Annotated in this window: 16 protein-coding genes; 7 read left to right on the top strand and 9 right to left on the bottom strand. The window is 61.6% G+C overall.

What is annotated here, in order from left to right; genetic code table 11:
• Positions 1 to 1065: a hypothetical protein gene (locus tag NWV16_RS11350; RefSeq protein WP_260523082.1), complete on the bottom strand. Its 1065-nt coding sequence runs from the start codon at positions 1063 to 1065 to the stop codon at positions 1 to 3.
• A 230-nt stretch (positions 1066 to 1295) separates the two neighbouring features.
• Between NWV16_RS11350 and NWV16_RS11345 the strand changes: the two genes are divergently transcribed.
• Complete coding sequence (locus tag NWV16_RS11345) at positions 1296 to 1568, top strand: hypothetical protein (RefSeq protein WP_260523081.1); 273 nt, start codon at positions 1296 to 1298, stop codon at positions 1566 to 1568.
• A gap of 42 nt (positions 1569 to 1610) precedes the next feature.
• Here the strand turns inward: NWV16_RS11345 and NWV16_RS27825 are convergent, their stop codons facing one another.
• The gene (locus NWV16_RS27825) at positions 1611 to 1973 is read right to left on the bottom strand and encodes a hypothetical protein (RefSeq protein ID WP_409519353.1); all 363 of its coding nucleotides are present in this window, start codon (positions 1971 to 1973) and stop codon (positions 1611 to 1613) included.
• 115 nt (positions 1974 to 2088) lie between these two features.
• Here NWV16_RS27825 and paoA point away from each other — a divergent pair, with 115 nt between their 5' ends.
• Genes paoA through paoC form a run of 3 tightly spaced genes read left to right on the top strand, consistent with a single transcriptional unit; the run spans position 2089 to position 5875 of the window.
• Complete coding sequence (gene paoA / locus NWV16_RS11335) at positions 2089 to 2730, top strand: aldehyde dehydrogenase iron-sulfur subunit PaoA (RefSeq protein WP_260523080.1); 642 nt, start codon at positions 2089 to 2091, stop codon at positions 2728 to 2730.
• The gene (locus NWV16_RS11330; protein WP_260523079.1) at positions 2727 to 3680 is read left to right on the top strand and encodes an FAD binding domain-containing protein; all 954 of its coding nucleotides are present in this window, start codon (positions 2727 to 2729) and stop codon (positions 3678 to 3680) included. Before paoA ends, NWV16_RS11330 begins: the two co-directional genes overlap by 4 nt.
• A complete protein-coding gene (gene paoC / locus NWV16_RS11325; RefSeq protein WP_260523078.1) occupies positions 3677 to 5875 on the top strand; it encodes an aldehyde oxidoreductase molybdenum-binding subunit PaoC in 2199 nt (732 codons plus the stop codon). The genes NWV16_RS11330 and paoC overlap by 4 nt, the downstream gene beginning before the upstream one ends.
• Positions 5876 to 5930: 55 nt before the next feature.
• On the opposite strand, the gene NWV16_RS11320 is transcribed toward paoC, so the two are convergent.
• Positions 5931 to 6875: an aldo/keto reductase gene (locus NWV16_RS11320; RefSeq protein ID WP_260523077.1), complete on the bottom strand. Its 945-nt coding sequence runs from the start codon at positions 6873 to 6875 to the stop codon at positions 5931 to 5933.
• 99 nt (positions 6876 to 6974) lie between these two features.
• Between NWV16_RS11320 and NWV16_RS11315 the strand changes: the two genes are divergently transcribed.
• A complete protein-coding gene (locus NWV16_RS11315; RefSeq protein WP_260523076.1) occupies positions 6975 to 7745 on the top strand; it encodes an alpha/beta hydrolase in 771 nt (256 codons plus the stop codon).
• 140 nt (positions 7746 to 7885) lie between these two features.
• The gene (locus NWV16_RS11310; protein WP_260523075.1) at positions 7886 to 8752 is read left to right on the top strand and encodes a CAP domain-containing protein; all 867 of its coding nucleotides are present in this window, start codon (positions 7886 to 7888) and stop codon (positions 8750 to 8752) included.
• 4 nt (positions 8753 to 8756) lie between these two features.
• Here NWV16_RS11310 and NWV16_RS11305 read toward each other — a convergent pair whose 3' ends face one another.
• Positions 8757 to 9389, bottom strand: a complete 633-nt coding sequence (locus NWV16_RS11305) for a PQQ-binding-like beta-propeller repeat protein (protein WP_260523074.1) — start codon at positions 9387 to 9389, stop codon at positions 8757 to 8759.
• Between the two features lie 32 nt (positions 9390 to 9421).
• Entirely contained in the window at positions 9422 to 10633 is a 1212-nt protein-coding gene (locus tag NWV16_RS11300) for a helix-turn-helix domain-containing protein (RefSeq protein ID WP_260523073.1), read from the bottom strand.
• A 452-nt stretch (positions 10634 to 11085) separates the two neighbouring features.
• Here NWV16_RS11300 and NWV16_RS11295 point away from each other — a divergent pair, with 452 nt between their 5' ends.
• Positions 11086 to 11532 carry a nuclear transport factor 2 family protein gene (locus NWV16_RS11295; protein ID WP_260523072.1) on the top strand — a complete coding sequence of 149 codons (447 nt, stop codon included), beginning with the start codon at positions 11086 to 11088 and terminating at the stop codon, positions 11530 to 11532.
• A gap of 88 nt (positions 11533 to 11620) precedes the next feature.
• Here the strand turns inward: NWV16_RS11295 and NWV16_RS11290 are convergent, their stop codons facing one another.
• From NWV16_RS11290 to NWV16_RS27820, 4 genes are all read right to left on the bottom strand, one after another.
• The gene (locus tag NWV16_RS11290; RefSeq protein ID WP_260523071.1) at positions 11621 to 12037 is read right to left on the bottom strand and encodes a hypothetical protein; all 417 of its coding nucleotides are present in this window, start codon (positions 12035 to 12037) and stop codon (positions 11621 to 11623) included.
• A 42-nt stretch (positions 12038 to 12079) separates the two neighbouring features.
• Entirely contained in the window at positions 12080 to 12331 is a 252-nt protein-coding gene (locus tag NWV16_RS11285; RefSeq protein ID WP_260523070.1) for a hypothetical protein, read from the bottom strand.
• A gap of 282 nt (positions 12332 to 12613) precedes the next feature.
• Positions 12614 to 14263, bottom strand: a complete 1650-nt coding sequence (gene mqo / locus NWV16_RS11280) for a malate dehydrogenase (quinone) (protein ID WP_260523069.1) — start codon at positions 14261 to 14263, stop codon at positions 12614 to 12616.
• 458 nt (positions 14264 to 14721) lie between these two features.
• Entirely contained in the window at positions 14722 to 15447 is a 726-nt protein-coding gene (locus tag NWV16_RS27820; RefSeq protein ID WP_409519382.1) for a methyl-accepting chemotaxis protein, read from the bottom strand.
• Positions 15448 to 15495: the final 48 nt, after the last annotated feature.

Raw genomic sequence — 15495 nt, 5'->3', positions numbered from 1 at the left:
TTAGGGATCCATCTGCTGGATAGTCGCCCCGGGTGGGTGCCATTCGACGGGTGTGGCACCCGATCCGACCGACGGTTCGTCCGACCCGCCCAGGCTTCCTTCCACCTGCGCCGCCATGTGCAGCGTGCCGGCCATCACACCGGTCGTCGGGTTCTGCAGCAGTTTCAGCCAGCTCTTGTCGAACGTGTTGCCCAGGCTGCTGCGGATCAGCGCTTCACTGTCGGGGCGGTCGTTGGCCTGAAGGATGGCGCGAATGCCTGCCACGCCCGCCGAAATCAGCCCGCCGACGAGCTTGCCTGCCGCTGCTGCCACTGCGCTGGCGGCCCCACGGGGGGCCATTTCCGCCTCCATGCGCTGGCTGGCACGCCTGGCCACCGGAGCCATGCCGGCATCGGTCGAAGCGATACCCCTGGCCCCGCCTTCAGTGTGGATCTTTTCGATCAGCGCAGCATAGGCCGGCAAGGTGTTCAGCGGCTCGGTGCTGACCACCTGATACAGCGAGGCATCCCGAGCCGGCGGCGGGCCGAGGGCAATGGCGGGGATTTTCTGCAAGTGGCCGTTGAGCTGGGCGACAGGCACGCCATAGCGCTGGGCGATGACCGGCATCTGCTGCGCCATCAGTTGCGCGTAGAACGCGGTGGATTGGGCGAGGATCGCGTCCGGGTCAATCTCCAGCGCCACCGGCGCCAGCACCCGCTGCTGATATTGCTCCAGCAAATACGCAGCCAGACGTTTTGAAGAGGCATCCTGCTCGCCACCGGCGCTGAGGGTGTACCAGCTGACCTTCATCGACAGCCATTCCTGGGTCCAGTAGCTGCTGAACCAGGGGATGAATTTTTCTTCAGTTTGCTCGTAGACCCGAATGCGCCAATGTTCCATCGAACCACGGGCAAAAGCCTTGACCTGCTCGGTGGACTGCCGGGACGCCGCAACGATGTCCCGGTCGATCTGCTGCCAGGTCGCCGGCGATACCACCACCGCCGGCACGCTCGCCGGGCCCCGCGCCGTGGTTGCGCAACCGGCCAGCAACATCAGTGCGGCAACGACCAGCGCACGCAGGTTCACGGTGGCGACGTCCCTTGATGGATCAGATCTGGAGGTAACGACTTGAGTATAGGTGCGGGTATCAGCCGTTTGTCCGTTTGTGCCACTCACCGGCTCCGGGGAGCGAGTTCAGCACATGTTCCAATCATCAATAGCGTCGATATTCACCATCGCGACGATTGCCTTCCGCATCAAACGCGACTGGCGCAGGATTCACCCATACGAGACACACAACGCGAGGTCTTCAAATCATGAGTCATACCGTTACCCTCGCCGTGAGCTTCCCGGTCTTCGGCAACAACTATTACGACCAGCATCCGGTGTCGCTGAAGGCACAGGCCTTGGTGTTCAACGAAGATTTCGAAGATCTGCTGATGCCCGCCGCGAGCAATCATTTCAGCAATGAAGTGGTGGGCCTCAACGATCAGTTCCGCTTTCTGAGCGACATACTCGCCACCCATTTGCTGGACATCGAGGCCTCCGTGCCTGCGCGATCCAGCGTCCGGGCGAACGCTCATTTTTAATGCCGCAGGGCGTTCCCATCGGGAACGCCCTCTTCATTTCGATCAGTCATCATCCCGATCGCGGTAGTCGCGACGCCCATCGCGCCGATCATGATCGCAATCATCCCAACGCCGGTCATGTTCGTAATAACGGCCATGATCGCGGTCGTAATGCCGGCCATGACGATAGTCATCATCAAAGTCCGCCACACAGCCGCCGAGCAAAACGGCAGCGGAAACAGTCAGCAGCAGGGTTGTTGCACGCATCATTCGGAATTTCCCTAAAACCTGAGTCTTGACGACGGAAATGGTCAGCGCGGTGCGCAGCCGCGACTTCGACCGGGGAAAACGCCGATGATTCACTGACGGTCCATGACCGTTGATCGCCCCGTTTTCAAGCCTGGCGCCGGGGCCAAAATCCGACAAAACCTTTTCCTCCCCCCTGCGGTCACTCCTAGAACAGACCAGAACCGGCCACCACGCCGGCGTTCACGCGCGGGTCATTTGTCGCCCGCCCGACCTGATCAGAGGACTACCAGCCATGAACGATCATCCGCCCTCGGGGCTGTCCCGACGCCGGTTTCTGATTCTCGGCGCCGTGACCGCCACCGCGTTTGCGTTGCCACCCTTCATCAGCCTCAAGGCCTATGCGGCCCATCTGGAGCAACCGGCCATGGCCAACATAACGTTTGAGGTCAACGGCAAGCCGCAGGCCCTTGAAGTCGATAATCGCACCACATTGCTCGACGCCCTGCGCGAACACCTTCACCTGACCGGCAGCAAAAAGGGCTGCGACCACGGCCAGTGCGGCGCCTGCACCGTGATCGTCGATGGCCGGCGAATCAATTCCTGCCTGACCCTGGCCGTGATGCAGGACGGCGCCAAAGTCACCACCGTCGAAGGCCTCGGTTTGCCGGACCGGCTGCATCCGATGCAGGCCGCGTTCATCAAGCATGATGGTTATCAATGCGGCTATTGCACGCCCGGGCAAATCTGCTCGGCGGTGGCGGTGCTCCAGGAAATTCGCGACGGCATACCCAGTCACGCCAGCCCCAGCCTGACCGAGCCGCCGCAACTGATCACCAGCGAGTTGCAGGAACGCATGAGCGGCAACCTCTGCCGTTGCGGTGCGTACTCCAACATCATCGAAGCCATTAGCGAAGTCGCGGAGGTCTCGGCATGAGAGCGTTCAATTACAGTCGCGCCGACTCTCCCGCCGCCGCTGCGCAAGCGGCGCAAGCACAAGGCGCGCGATTCATCGCCGGCGGCACCAACCTGCTGGACTTGATGAAGCTCGACATCGAAACGCCGCAGCAGTTGATCGACATCAATCACTTGGGCCTCGACCAGACCGAGGCCACCCCCGAGGGCGGTCTGCGGATCGGCGCGCTGGTGCGCAACACCGACCTGGCCGCCGACCCGCGTGTGCGCAAAGACTACGCCCTGCTCTCCCGTGCCTTGCTGGCCGGGGCCTCGGGGCAGTTGCGCAACATGGCAACCACCGCCGGCAACCTGCTGCAACGCACCCGCTGCCCGTACTTCTACGACACCAACCAGGCCTGTAACAAACGTAATCCCGGCAGTGGTTGCGCGGCGATTGGCGGGGTCACCCGACAGCTGGGGATCATCGGCGTCAGCGACGCGTGCATTGCCACACACCCGAGCGACATGGCGATTGCCCTGCGGGCGCTGGATGCGCAGATCGAAACCCTCAAACCCGATGGCAGCACCCGGCGCATCGCCATGGCCGATTTTCACGCGTTGCCCGGCAGTACGCCGCATATCGAAACCGCGCTCACACCCGGCGAATTGATCACCGGCGTCACCCTGCCCGCCCCGGTGGGCGGCACCCACGTCTATCACAAGGTGCGGGATCGCTCGTCCTATGCCTTCGCGTTGGTGTCCGTCGGTCTGATCCTGCAAAAGGACGGCAGCGGCCGCGTCGCCGTCGGTGGCATCGCGCCGAAACCCTGGCGGGTCGAGGCCGCCGAAACGCTGCTGCCTCAAGGCGCGAAAGCCGTCAGTGCGCGCCTGCTCGACGGCGCCACGCCTACCCCTGACAACCGGTTCAAGGTAACGCTGGTGGAGCGCACGCTCGCCTCGGTGCTGGCCCAAGCGAGGGACGAAGCATGAAATTCGACACACCCGCCACCACCAACCCCATTGACCGGTTGAAGGTCATCGGCCAGCCCACCGACCGTATCGAAGGCCCGCTGAAAACCAGCGGTCAGGCACCCTACGCTTACGAGCAGCATGAAGCCGCGCAGCATCAGGCCTACGGTTTCATGGTCGGCTCCGCCATCGCCAAGGGCCGCATCACGCGCATGGACCTGGATCAGGCTCGCGCCGCCCCTGGCGTGCTGGCCATCGTCACGGCGGCCAATGCCGGCAAGCTCGGCAAGGGCCAGTACAACGCCGCGCATCTGCTGGCCGGCCCCGAGGTGCAGCACTATCACCAGGCTGTGGCGCTGGTGGTGGCCGAAACCTTCGAACAGGCCCGCGCTGCGGCGCAGTTGGTCCATGTCGAGTACAGCGTCGACAAAGGCCGGTTCGATCTGGCCGCCGTGCGCGATCAAGGCGTAGAGCCGAAGGACGAGTTGCCGGACGTGAGGCACGGCGACTTCGACACGGCCTTCGCCGCCGCTGCGGTGCAGTTCGACCAGACCTACAGCACCCCGGACCAGTCCCACGCCATGATGGAGCCCCACGCGACTCTCGCCGCCTGGCAAGGCGATCATCTGACCCTGTGGACCTCGAACCAGATGATCGCCTGGAGCGTCGGTGACATCGCCGCCACACTGGGCCTGCCCAAAGACAAGGTGCGGCTGATTTCGCCCTACATCGGCGGCGGTTTCGGCGGCAAGCTGTTCATCCGCGCCGACGCGATCCTGGCCGCCCTCGGCGCGCGTCTGGCCAACCGCCCGGTGAAGGTCGCCCTCGCCCGCCCACAGATGGCCAACAACACCACGCACCGCCCGGCCACCCTCCAGCGTATTCGTTTGGGGGCCACGGCGGACGGCAAACTCACCGCCATCGCCCACGAAGGCTGGTCGGGCAACCTGGCCGAGGGCAAGGTCGAACTTGCCGCGCAACCGAGCCAGTTGCTCTACGCCGGGGAAAATCGTCTGGTGAGCATGCGTCTCGCGCCGCTGGACCTGCCGGAAGGCAACGCCATGCGCGCCCCCGGCGAAGCCCCGGGGCTGATGGTGCTGGAAATCGCCATGGACGAGATGGCGGAAAAGCTCAAACTCGACCCGATCCAGTTCCGCATCCTCAACGACACCCAGGTCGATCCGGTGAAAACCGAGCGACCGTTCTCCCGACGACGCCTGATCGAATGCCTGCAAACCGGTGCCGAACACTTTGGCTGGGACAAGCGCAACGCAACACCCGGCACCCGTCGCGAAGGTCGCTGGCTGATCGGCATGGGCGTGGCGGCAGCGATTCGCAATAACCTGCTGGTGAAATCCGGCGCCAAGGTGCGGCTGGAGCGTGACGGCAAGATCACCGTGGAAACCGACATGACCGATATCGGCACCGGCAGCTACACGATCATCGCGCAGACCGCAGCCGAAATGATGGGCGTCAGCCTGGAGGACGTGACAGTGCATCTGGGGGATTCGAATTTTCCGGTGTCGTCCGGCTCCGGCGGTCAGTTCGGCGCCAATTGCTCGACTGCAGGGGTCTACGCCGCGTGCATGAAACTGCGCGAAGCGGTGACGAAGAAACTGGGCATGACCGAAGGCGAAGCGGTGTTCGCCGAGGGTCACGTGCAGCTCGCCAGCCAACAGGTGCCATTGCGCAATGCCGCGCAAAACGGCGCGATCGAAGCCGAGGACAACATTGAGTTCGCTGACCTCGCCAAGCAGTATCAGCAATCGACCTTCGGTGCGCATTTCGTCGAAGTCGCGGTCGATGCCTTCACCGGGGAAGTGCGCGTGCGACGCATGCTCGCGGTCTGCTCTGCGGGGCGGATCCTCAACCCGAAATCCGCCCGCAGCCAGGTGATCGGTGCCATGACCATGGGGGTCGGGGCGGCACTGATGGAAGCGCTGGCGGTGGACAAACGCCTGGGCTTTTTCGTCAATCACGACCTGGCCGGTTACGAGGTGCCGGTGCATGCCGACATCCCGCATCAGGAGGTGATCTTCCTCGATGAAACCGACCCGATCTCTTCGCCAATGAAGGCCAAGGGCGTGGGCGAACTGGGGATCTGCGGGGTCAGTGCGGCGGTGGCGAATGCGATCTACAACGCCACCGGGGCGCGGGTGCGGGAGTATCCGATTACCCTGGACAAGATTCTGGACTCACTGCCGCCGATGATCTGATCCGCTGGCGCACCAGCATGGGATGCTGGTGCGCTATTCACACCCGCGATGAAAATTACCCGACCAGTGCAATCAACTGCTGGCGCTGTGCATCGGTCAGCATCGGCCCGAACCCGGCGCCGGCATTGTCGGCCATGTAACGCGGGTTGCCGGTGCCGGGGATCACGCAAGTCACCGCGGTGTTCGACAACAAAAACTTCAGCGCCAGTTGTGGCCAGCTGTTGACCTGCACGTCGGACACCCAGCCCGGCAACGGTTTACCCTTGAGCCGGGCCAGCAGCCCGCCACCGCCAAACGGCCGGTTGCAGATCACCGCCACACCCCGCTCGCGGCACAACGGCAGGATGCGTTTTTCAACGCCACGGTCGTCCAGGGCGTAGTTGATCTGCAGGAAGTCGAGCGATTCGGCCTTCAACACTGCTTCTACTTCCTCGTAGGCCGAGGGCGTGTAGTGGGTGATGCCGATGTAGCGGATGCGACCCTGCTCCTTCCATTCACGCAGGGTCGGCAGGTGAGTCTGCCAGTCCAGCAGATTGTGGATCTGCATCAGGTCGATACGCTCGGTGCGCAGCAGGCGAAAGGCGTTTTCCATCTGCGCGATGCCCTCCTCGCGCCCGCGGGTCCACACCTTGGTCGCCAGAAACGCCGGTGAACGCGGTTCGTGAATCGACAGCAGCTCGCCGGTGGTTTCTTCGGCGCGGCCATACATCGGTGAACTGTCGATCAGCGTGCCGCCCTTTCTGAACAACTCGTCGAGTACCGCCGACAATTGTCTATAGGCCGGCTCGCCCGGCGCGACGTCGAAGCCACGATAGGTGCCCAGCCCTACCACAGGCAGCAGCTCGGAGCTGGAGGGGATGGCGCGGGTCTGCATGGTCAGGCCTCCGGGGGCACTCGACGACGTGGCGGCAGCCAACGCCCGGTCAACGGTGATAAGTGCGGTAACACCGGCTGCCAGTTTGAGCAGACGGCGACGTGAACAACCCTCAGTGTGGCTCATGCTCGCCTCTGTGTTGTTGCACCTTGTGTGCGGCGGTCGCCGGGGAAGGCTCAACTACACTGCATGGGCGAACCTTCGCGTCCCGTTAAAGTTAGTCGAATGTCCAGAATCCTGATGTCACTCGTCGCTTTGCTGCTGGCGCTGTACCTGATCCTGTGTGCAGCGCTGTTCGTGTTCCAGCGCTCGCTGATCTATTTTCCGCAGTCAGGCTCAGTGGATTCGGCGCAATCGCGGATGACCCTGACAATGCCCGATGCAGACATTCGCGTCAGTGTCCGCGAGCATTCAGGGGCGCGGGCGTTGATCTATTTCGGTGGCAATGCCGAGGACGTCTCGCGCAATCTGCCGGCCTTTGCCGAGGCGTTTCCCGACTACGCGATCTACCTGCTGCATTATCGCGGCTTCGGTGGCAGTGGCGATTCCCCATCCGAAGAAGCGATTGCCCGGGATGCCCTCGCGTTGTTCGATCAGGTGTTTGCCAGGCATCCGCAGGTCGCCCTGATCGGGCGCAGTCTGGGCTCCGGCGTTGCGGTACGACTGGCCAGCCAACGACCGGTGAAACGGCTGATTCTGGTCACGCCGTTCAACAGCCTTGTAGAGCTCGCCGCCAAGCATTACCCGTGGGTGCCGGTGAAGTGGCTGCTGAAGGAGCGTTTCGAATCGGGCAGATATGCGGCGCACATCCGTGCGCCGACGCTGCTGTTGGCAGCGAGCGATGACGAGGTTGTCCCCCGGGCCAGCACGGAGCGCCTGCTGCACAGCTTTCCCGACGGTGTGGCGACGCTCGAAGTCGTGAAGGATTCGGCGCACAACTCGATTTCCGAGCGGCCGCAATACCTGCAATCGATGAAGGAAATGCTGAATCGCTGAACGGCATTTGTGCACTTCGTCGGCAGCCGGCGAAAGCCCCCGCCGCTTCGTGAACCAAGTACAAAAAGGCCAGTCCTACGCGCGCCGTATTCGCGGTTAACTCCCTGTCAGCGCTGTCTTTTTTCAGAGTCTTGCGTCCCATGCGCCACGCCGTTCGTTCGTCTCGCTTCGTTTCGCTGTGCCTGTTGATCCTCTCTCCCTTGCTCGCCTCCTCTGCCCATGCCGGCGCGGAACGCCAACTGGCGGCCGCCATCAATGACCTGCGCGCCCATCCGCAACGCTGTGACCGGCGTGCGGCACAACGTCTGGCACCCCTGGCGCTCAAACAGAATATTGCGTTGCCCATCGGCTATGGCTACGGCGGTGGATTGCGCGAGCAGTTGAAGGCTTCCGGTTATGCGGCGGTGGCCGTGCGCAGCATCCGCATTGTCGGGGCCGAGGATGCCGAAGAGGCGTTCGATCAGTTGCAGGACGAACATTGCAGCGCACTGGTCGATGCGCAGTACGCCGACATCGGCATCAGCCGCGCCCGCAACGAATGGCAGGTAGTACTGGCGCGGCCAGTCATTGACAGTCACATGGGCGACAACCGCAGTGTCGGCAAGGCCCTGCTGGCACAAGTCAACGCTGCCCGCGCCCGGCCGCGTCTGTGCGGACGCCAGCGTTTCGCCGCTGCCCGGCCCTTGAGCTGGAACCCTTCCCTCGGCGCCGCTGCCCTGGGCCACAGCAAGGCCATGGCCTACGGCAACTATTTCGCCCATCAGGACCCGGACGGCGATATGCCGGCCGACCGGGCCCGCGCCGCCGGCTACCGTGGCCGGCAGATCGGCGAGAACATCGCCGCCGGGCAAAGTTCGCCGAGCAGTGCAATGGCCGGCTGGCTCGCCAGCCCCGGGCATTGCGCCAACCTGATGAACCCGATGTTCACCCAGGTCGGCGCCGGTTTTGCCAGTGACGCCCGCAGTGACAACGGCGTGTACTGGACGATGCTGTTCGGCGCGCCGTGAGGTTTCACGTGGGCCGGCGCACCGCCTTCACACTGCTGGTGTTCCCACCGCCACAGTAGAAACGCTCACCGCCATCGGCTTCCAGTCCCGAGACACCGATGCCGACGGGCAACGCAAGGCTTTCGAGCACTTCGCCGTTGCCCGGATCGATGCGCCGGATCTCGCTTTCGTCGCCCTCCCACGTCCCGTGCCACAGCGCACCGTCGACCCAGGTCACGCCGGTGACAAAGCGGTTCGACTCCAGCGTACGGAGGATCTTGCCGGTTTCCGGGTCGATCTGATGGATCTTGCGCTCGCGATACTGCCCGACCCACAACGTGCCCTCGGCCCAGGCCATGCCCGAATCGCCTCCCCCGCCGGGCGCCGCGATGGTATGGAGCACCTTGCCGGTGGCCGGATCGATCTTGTGGATTCGGCGGTCGGCGATCTGATACAGATGCTTGCCATCGAACGCGGTGCCACCATCAGCGCCGACCTTGATCGTGCGCACCGTTTCGCCGCTGACCGGGTCCAGTGCATTGAGCTGGCCGTCGCTGGCGAACCAGACCTGCTGGCCGTCGAAGGTCACACCGTGGACGCCATGGATGCCTTCAAACGGGCCGTATTCCCGAAGGATTTCTGCGTTTGCCTGTTTCATGCTGACTACCTCGTTGAGTGGGTGAGTCCAGCCTAGCCATTACCCAACGACACCGGGAGTAACAAGATCGTCGCGAAACCCGGCACCGGCGGCGTCAGCCAGCGTCGTGCCCGGCCGACACCGAACGCCTGGACCTTGTCTTGCCCGGCCAGCGTTTCCAGCGCCCGTTGTACCTGACGCTGACTGCTGCCCAAGGCCAGCGCCAGCGCCGAACTTGACCACGCCTCGCCGTCGGCGAGCAGGGCCAACAGTGCGGCGTGTCTGTCTTCGAGCGGCAATGTCAGCAGCGCCACGTCTTGCGCAGCCAGCGCATAGCCACGGGACGTCGCAGTGATTCCGGCCAACGGCTTCAGTGCAGAGCGCAGCCGGCCAATCTCGACCCGCAATCGGACGCGGTGAGACTCATCATCGAGTTTCAAACGGAAGGCCCTGGCGATCAGCGTCTCTCGCGGAACATCCCCCGGCCAGGCTTCAGCGAGCAGTTGAAGCAGATTGAACAGCACCGGTCGTGTAGCCAGCGCTACCGTCATGCCGGCGCCGCGCACGCTGTAACGACAGGCGTCGATCACCAACGTCGCAGACGCAAACAAGGCTTCGACCTGCGCGAGCGTCACCGCTTTCACGTCACCGGCAATGCGCAATCGGGCGGCGGGAGCGTCGAGGGTTTGCCGGGCGTGTTCGATCTCCGCCAGCAGCGCCGGAATGTCGGCCAGCTGCGCCGCCCGTTGCGCACGCTCCAGCGCCGCTTGCGCCTTTTGCGCCTGCACACGCCGCAGCGCGATCCCGGCTGACATCAGTTCATGGGCGGCGCGCAAGGTCGGGGGTAACGGTGCTGGGTCCTGTTCATCGAGCAGCGCATCAGCCTCATTCAACTGCCCGATCAACAACAACCGACGGATCTGCAAATAGCGCGCGTGCGCCGCATTGAGCCAGTCGCCGTGATCGTGCAGTGTCTGCCGCGCCGCCTCCAGCGCCTTCACCGGCCAGCCCAGATCCCGCGCTGCCAGCGCCACTTCGGCCTGGGCCACCACGCAGCGCGCCCGGGACAACGGCTCGTTGGCGCCGAACGCTTTTACCGCCCGTTGCAGCAATGCCTTGGCCCGCGCCATGTCGCCGAGCTGGGCCATGGCGATTCCGCGCAGAGCCAGGGCAGGCGGATCTTCGCGCAAAGCCACGAAATTCAGCGCCGCCAACGGATCACCCGCCGCCAGGGCGTGGCCGGCGGCGTTGATCAGCGAGTCCATGCCTTGGAAGCCACGGTGGGTACTCCAGTAAAGGGATACCCCGGTTTAGACCAGATTCTGCGCAGATACCAGTCACGGCCCGCGCAAGACCGACTGGCACGGAATGACTCAGACCGGAGAAATCGTGGCCAGAACACCGATCATGATGGTCAACACAAGAAAGCCGCCGAGGAAAATCGCCATCTTAGCCATACAGGCCTCCTGAATACTGAATGTCCGGCGCACCGGGCGCTTCGGAATGAAGGGCGTGCTGTGTGGCCGAACCGCAGGGCTATTCTGGGCGCCTGGCTGAGACGGTTACAGATGCAGATTCAACCGGAAAAAGCGGATCAGATGGATCTGGCCTGTGCATGCTTCGCTATTCAGACCACTACGGATGGTTTCCCTTGCGCCGCTTTGATCTAGAGTGATTGGCGCCAGGCCAAGAACAACAAAAATACAGGAGTGAAACCATGTCCGAACTGAACCTGCACCCCAACGCCGCCGAATCCCTGAACCGCTGGCACGAGATGATTCGTACCGGCAACCTGAAGGCCCTGCCCGACCTGCTCGATCCGCAAGCCGTATTCCGCTCGCCGATGGCCCACACGCCTTACCCCGGCGCACCCGTGGTCTCGATGATCCTCAACACCGTGTTCAACGTGTTCGAAGACTTCAAATATCACCGAGAGCTGGCGACAGCAGATGGCTTGAACGTGGTGCTGGAATTCAGCGCGAAGGTCGGGGCGAAAGAGCTGAAAGGCATCGACATGATTCGCTTCGATGAACAGGGGAAGATTGTTGAATTCGAGGTGATGGTACGGCCGTTGAGCGGGTTGCAGGCGTTGGGGGAAGAGATGGGGCGGCGGCTTGGGGCTTATCTTGCAAGCGCAAAGTTTGATTCTTCAAAACGCCTGTAAGAGATGCCACCGCGGGGGGGATCCGATCTGAAAACATAAAGAGCTCCATCTCAAAAAATGCGACGGAGCTCTTATCCAGCCTGAACGTTTAATCCTCCAGATACTGAGGGGTGCCACTTTCCTTCAAAAAACTGCCAACATCTGCATCGCGACCGCTAAAACCCTCTGATTGCTTAGCTCTTGAAGAGGTTACGTGAAAACATTTAAAACATTCGCTAACAATTTCACCCCATGTCTTCCCATACTGAGCTTCATACCAATCAAAACCATTGCTAGGGACACAATCAGTGCTGCTTATAATCAATCCATTCAGGAGTGGCAAACCCTTGGCGTTACAATAATCGCCTAACTTTCCCGCATACCACCCAACCTGGCCATGCCCTAAACCAAAGGAGTTTTCCAGCTCAACATACGTAACACAGCGCTTTTGCTTGGCAACCTGAATCATGTAACGAACGAAACATTTAAACTTTTCTTCAGAAAACGCCTGAATTTTTACCGCCATTTCTTCGCTCCCTAAACCCAAGAAAAATCTACCCTTTACTTATCAACAGAACTGGGCAATAGCAGCGTCAATTACAGCAATGATGTCCTTCAGAGTCATATCAATATAATACTTGCCCGGGATGCCACCACTAGAAAAATAGAGGACGTCACTCTTCCACTCGAAGGACCAGGCACCGACCACAATCATCCCTGACGGCCGATTCGCCAAATACGCCCTTAACTCCTTCAGTTCATGACATTCCAGATTAAAACTGGTCGCTCCCCAGTAGGCTTGAAGATTAATATTTGGCACTAGATAACTCCATCACAAACAAAGCTCCATAGAATTGCAGGCCTCAATGGGACCTGATCAACCGTTCAAAACCCCAGCACCGATGAATATCGACTCAGCAGTTCTGTGCAGTTGCAACGACAGCATAAGCCCAGAAGAAATCAAAATGCCATCATTCTGATGGTTTTTTTATAGCCGAATTAGAAAGAAAAAAACCCGCTGAACCTGTAAGGGCCAGCGGGTTTTTCTTGTCACACACTTAGCAATTCAGATAGCCCATCCCATTTGGGTCGGGCTGTCTAATTACAGCGCCATGTCACGTGCAGCGCTTTCTTTCGGAGCCTGTGGCTTTTCAGCCGAAGCAGGTGCCGCCGCAGGTGCAACCTGGCCAATCGCCGGAGGCGTTGGCAGTTGCAGGATCTTGGCGGTGTAAGCCCACTCTTCGGCCACTTTGGCCGGATCGTTGTTCAGCTGGGTGCCGTAGCTTGGAACGATCTGGTGCAGCTTGGCTTGCCACTCAGGGGTAGCGACCTTGTCCTTGAAGACTTTCTGCAGCACGCTCAGCATGATCGGTGCAGCGGTCGACGCGCCTGGGGATGCGCCCAGCAGACCGGCGATGGAGCCGTCCTTCGAAGCAACGATTTCGGTGCCCAGTTTCAGCACGCCGCCAGCGGCTTCATCACGCTTGATGATCTGCACGCGCTGGCCGGCCTGCCACAGGCGCCAGTCTTCGGCTTTCGCGTTCGGGAAGTATTCCTTCAGCGCGTTCAGGCGGTCTTCATCCGACAGCATCAGTTGACCGGCCAGGTACTCGACCAGCGGGTATTCCTTGATGCCGACCTTGGTCATGGGCCAGATGTTGTGAGTGGTAGTGCTGGTCAGCAGGTCCAGGTACGAACCTTCTTTCAGGAACTTGGTGCTGAAGGTCGCGAACGGGCCAAACAGGATGACGCGCTTGCCGTCCAGGACACGGGTGTCCAGGTGCGGAACGGACATCGGCGGCGCGCCGACCGATGCTTTACCGTAGGCCTTGGCCAGGTGCTGCTCGGCGATGGCCGGGTTATCGGTCACCAGGAACGAGCCGCCTACCGGGAAGCCGGCGTATTCCCTGGCTTCTTCGATACCGGACTTCTGCAGCAGGTGCAGGGCACCGCCGCCGGCGCCGATGAACACGAACTTGGCGTCGGTTTCAGTCTTGGTGCCGTCTTTCAGGTTCTTGTAGCTGACGCGCCAGGTGCCGTCGGCGTTCTTGGTGATGTCCTGTACTTCGCTCGACAGTTTCAGGTCGAAGTTAGGCTTGGTCTGCAGGTAACCGGCGAACTGGCGGGTGATTTCGCCGAAGTTCATGTCGGTGCCCAGCGGGCTCCAGGTGGCCGCGATCTTCTGGTTCGGGTCACGCCCTTCCATCATCAGCGGGACCCACTTCTTGATCACTTCCGGGTCTTCGGAGTACTGCATGCCGGCGAACAGCGGGCTTGCCTGCAGGGCTTCGTAGCGCTTTTTCAGGAACTTGATGTTGTCATCGCCCCACACGAAGCTCATGTGCGGCGTGGTGTTGATGAACGAGCGAGGGTTCTTCAGAACGCCTTGCTGAACCTGCCAGGCCCAGAACTGACGGGAGACCTGGAACGCTTCGTTGATCTCGACGGCTTTCGGGATCGTGACGTTGCCTTTATCGTCTTCCGGGGTGTAGTTCAGCTCGGCCAGGGCGGAGTGACCGGTACCGGCGTTGTTCCAGCCGTTGGAGCTTTCCAGGGCGACGCCGTCGAGGCGCTCGACCATTTCCATCGACCAGCTCGGTTCCAGCTCATTGATCCACACACCCAGGGTGGTGCTCATGATGCCGCCGCCGATCAGCAGGACGTCGACTTTCTTTGCTTCTTCGGCATTGGCGGACGACATCCCCATCGCCAAAGCCAGCCCCAGCAGGGCTGTGTTCACTTTTTTAAACATCTGTTGCACCTATGATAAAACGTCTTCCGCCCGCCGCTGTTGTACGTATGCGTTCCCCTGTTCTCGCGACACTCAGGCCAGCGCCGCGGAGTCCGGCACACTTCAATTTTGACGGGTGGGCACACAAGGCCGACAGGCTGCGTCGACCTCAGTTATATGTCCCTTCTGAACTGACTTTTTATCATTATTGGCTTCAGCTACTTGAGCGACAGGGGTTCGGTCGGCCCGCCGAAAAGCGCGCCAGACTGAATGGGGTCAAACCAAGTGGCGCGAAGAATATCACGTCAGGACAAACCCGCGCGTCTGTTCCCGACTTGATGGTCTTTATCCGCCTGGGGACTTATCGGCGGCCAATCGCCGAACATGACCCTTGAAATGGCTCTGGCTGAAGCCTTTCAGCCTTTTGGCCGACCTTTCCCGCCGCACAATTGTTACAAATGAGATCGGGAGGGTGCGGCTCAAAGTCTGAACCGATCCACCGACTGTGCCAGTCGCCCCGCCAGACTGGACAGTTCATCCGTCGTATTCGCCGTTTCGCCGATCACCTTGCTGTTGCCTTCCGACATGCCGGCGATCATTTCCACCTGATGGGCGATTTCGTTGCTGGCCTGGCTCTGCTCGCCGATGGTGCGGGTGATGTCGTTGACCAGTTGTGTGGTGTTGAGAGTGGCATCGAGGATTTCACGGATGGCGCGCTCGACATCAGCGGTGACGGCCATGCCTTTGTCCACCTGCGCCACCCCTGCCTCCATGCTGCTGACCGCTTCGCGGGTGCTGTTCTGGATGCGGGCGACCATCGCGGCGATTTCCTGAGTGGAGGCGCTGGTACGGGCAGCCAGGCTGCGCACCTCGTCGGCGACCACCGCAAACCCTCTGCCCTGCTCCCCCGCCCGTGCGGCTTCGATGGCCGCGTTAAGCGCCAGCAGGTTGGTCTGGTCAGCGATGCTCTTGATCACCTGGATGATGTTGAAAATGCCCTCGGACTCATGATCCAGGGTGCGAATCACCTGCGCCGACTGCTGGGCGGAACGGGCGATGTCATCCATGTCGCTGACCACCTGATGAATGACCTGCCCGCCATTCTTGGCCAGCGCCTCGGCCTGACTGGCCATGCTCAGGGCCCGCTCGGCATGCCGGGTGATTTCTTCGATGCTGGCGGTCATCTGGCTCGCGGCGGCGGCCATGGTGCCTGCCGCGGCGCTTTGCTGCTGGCTGCTGTCGGCCACCCGATG

Origin of the sequence: Pseudomonas sp. BW7P1, assembly GCF_024981055.1 — a bacterium.
Classification (GTDB): Bacteria; Pseudomonadota; Gammaproteobacteria; order Pseudomonadales; family Pseudomonadaceae; genus Aquipseudomonas; species Aquipseudomonas bananamidigenes.
The sequence above is the reverse complement of the archived record's forward strand: the minus strand, read 5'-3'. Positions and strand labels throughout refer to the sequence as shown.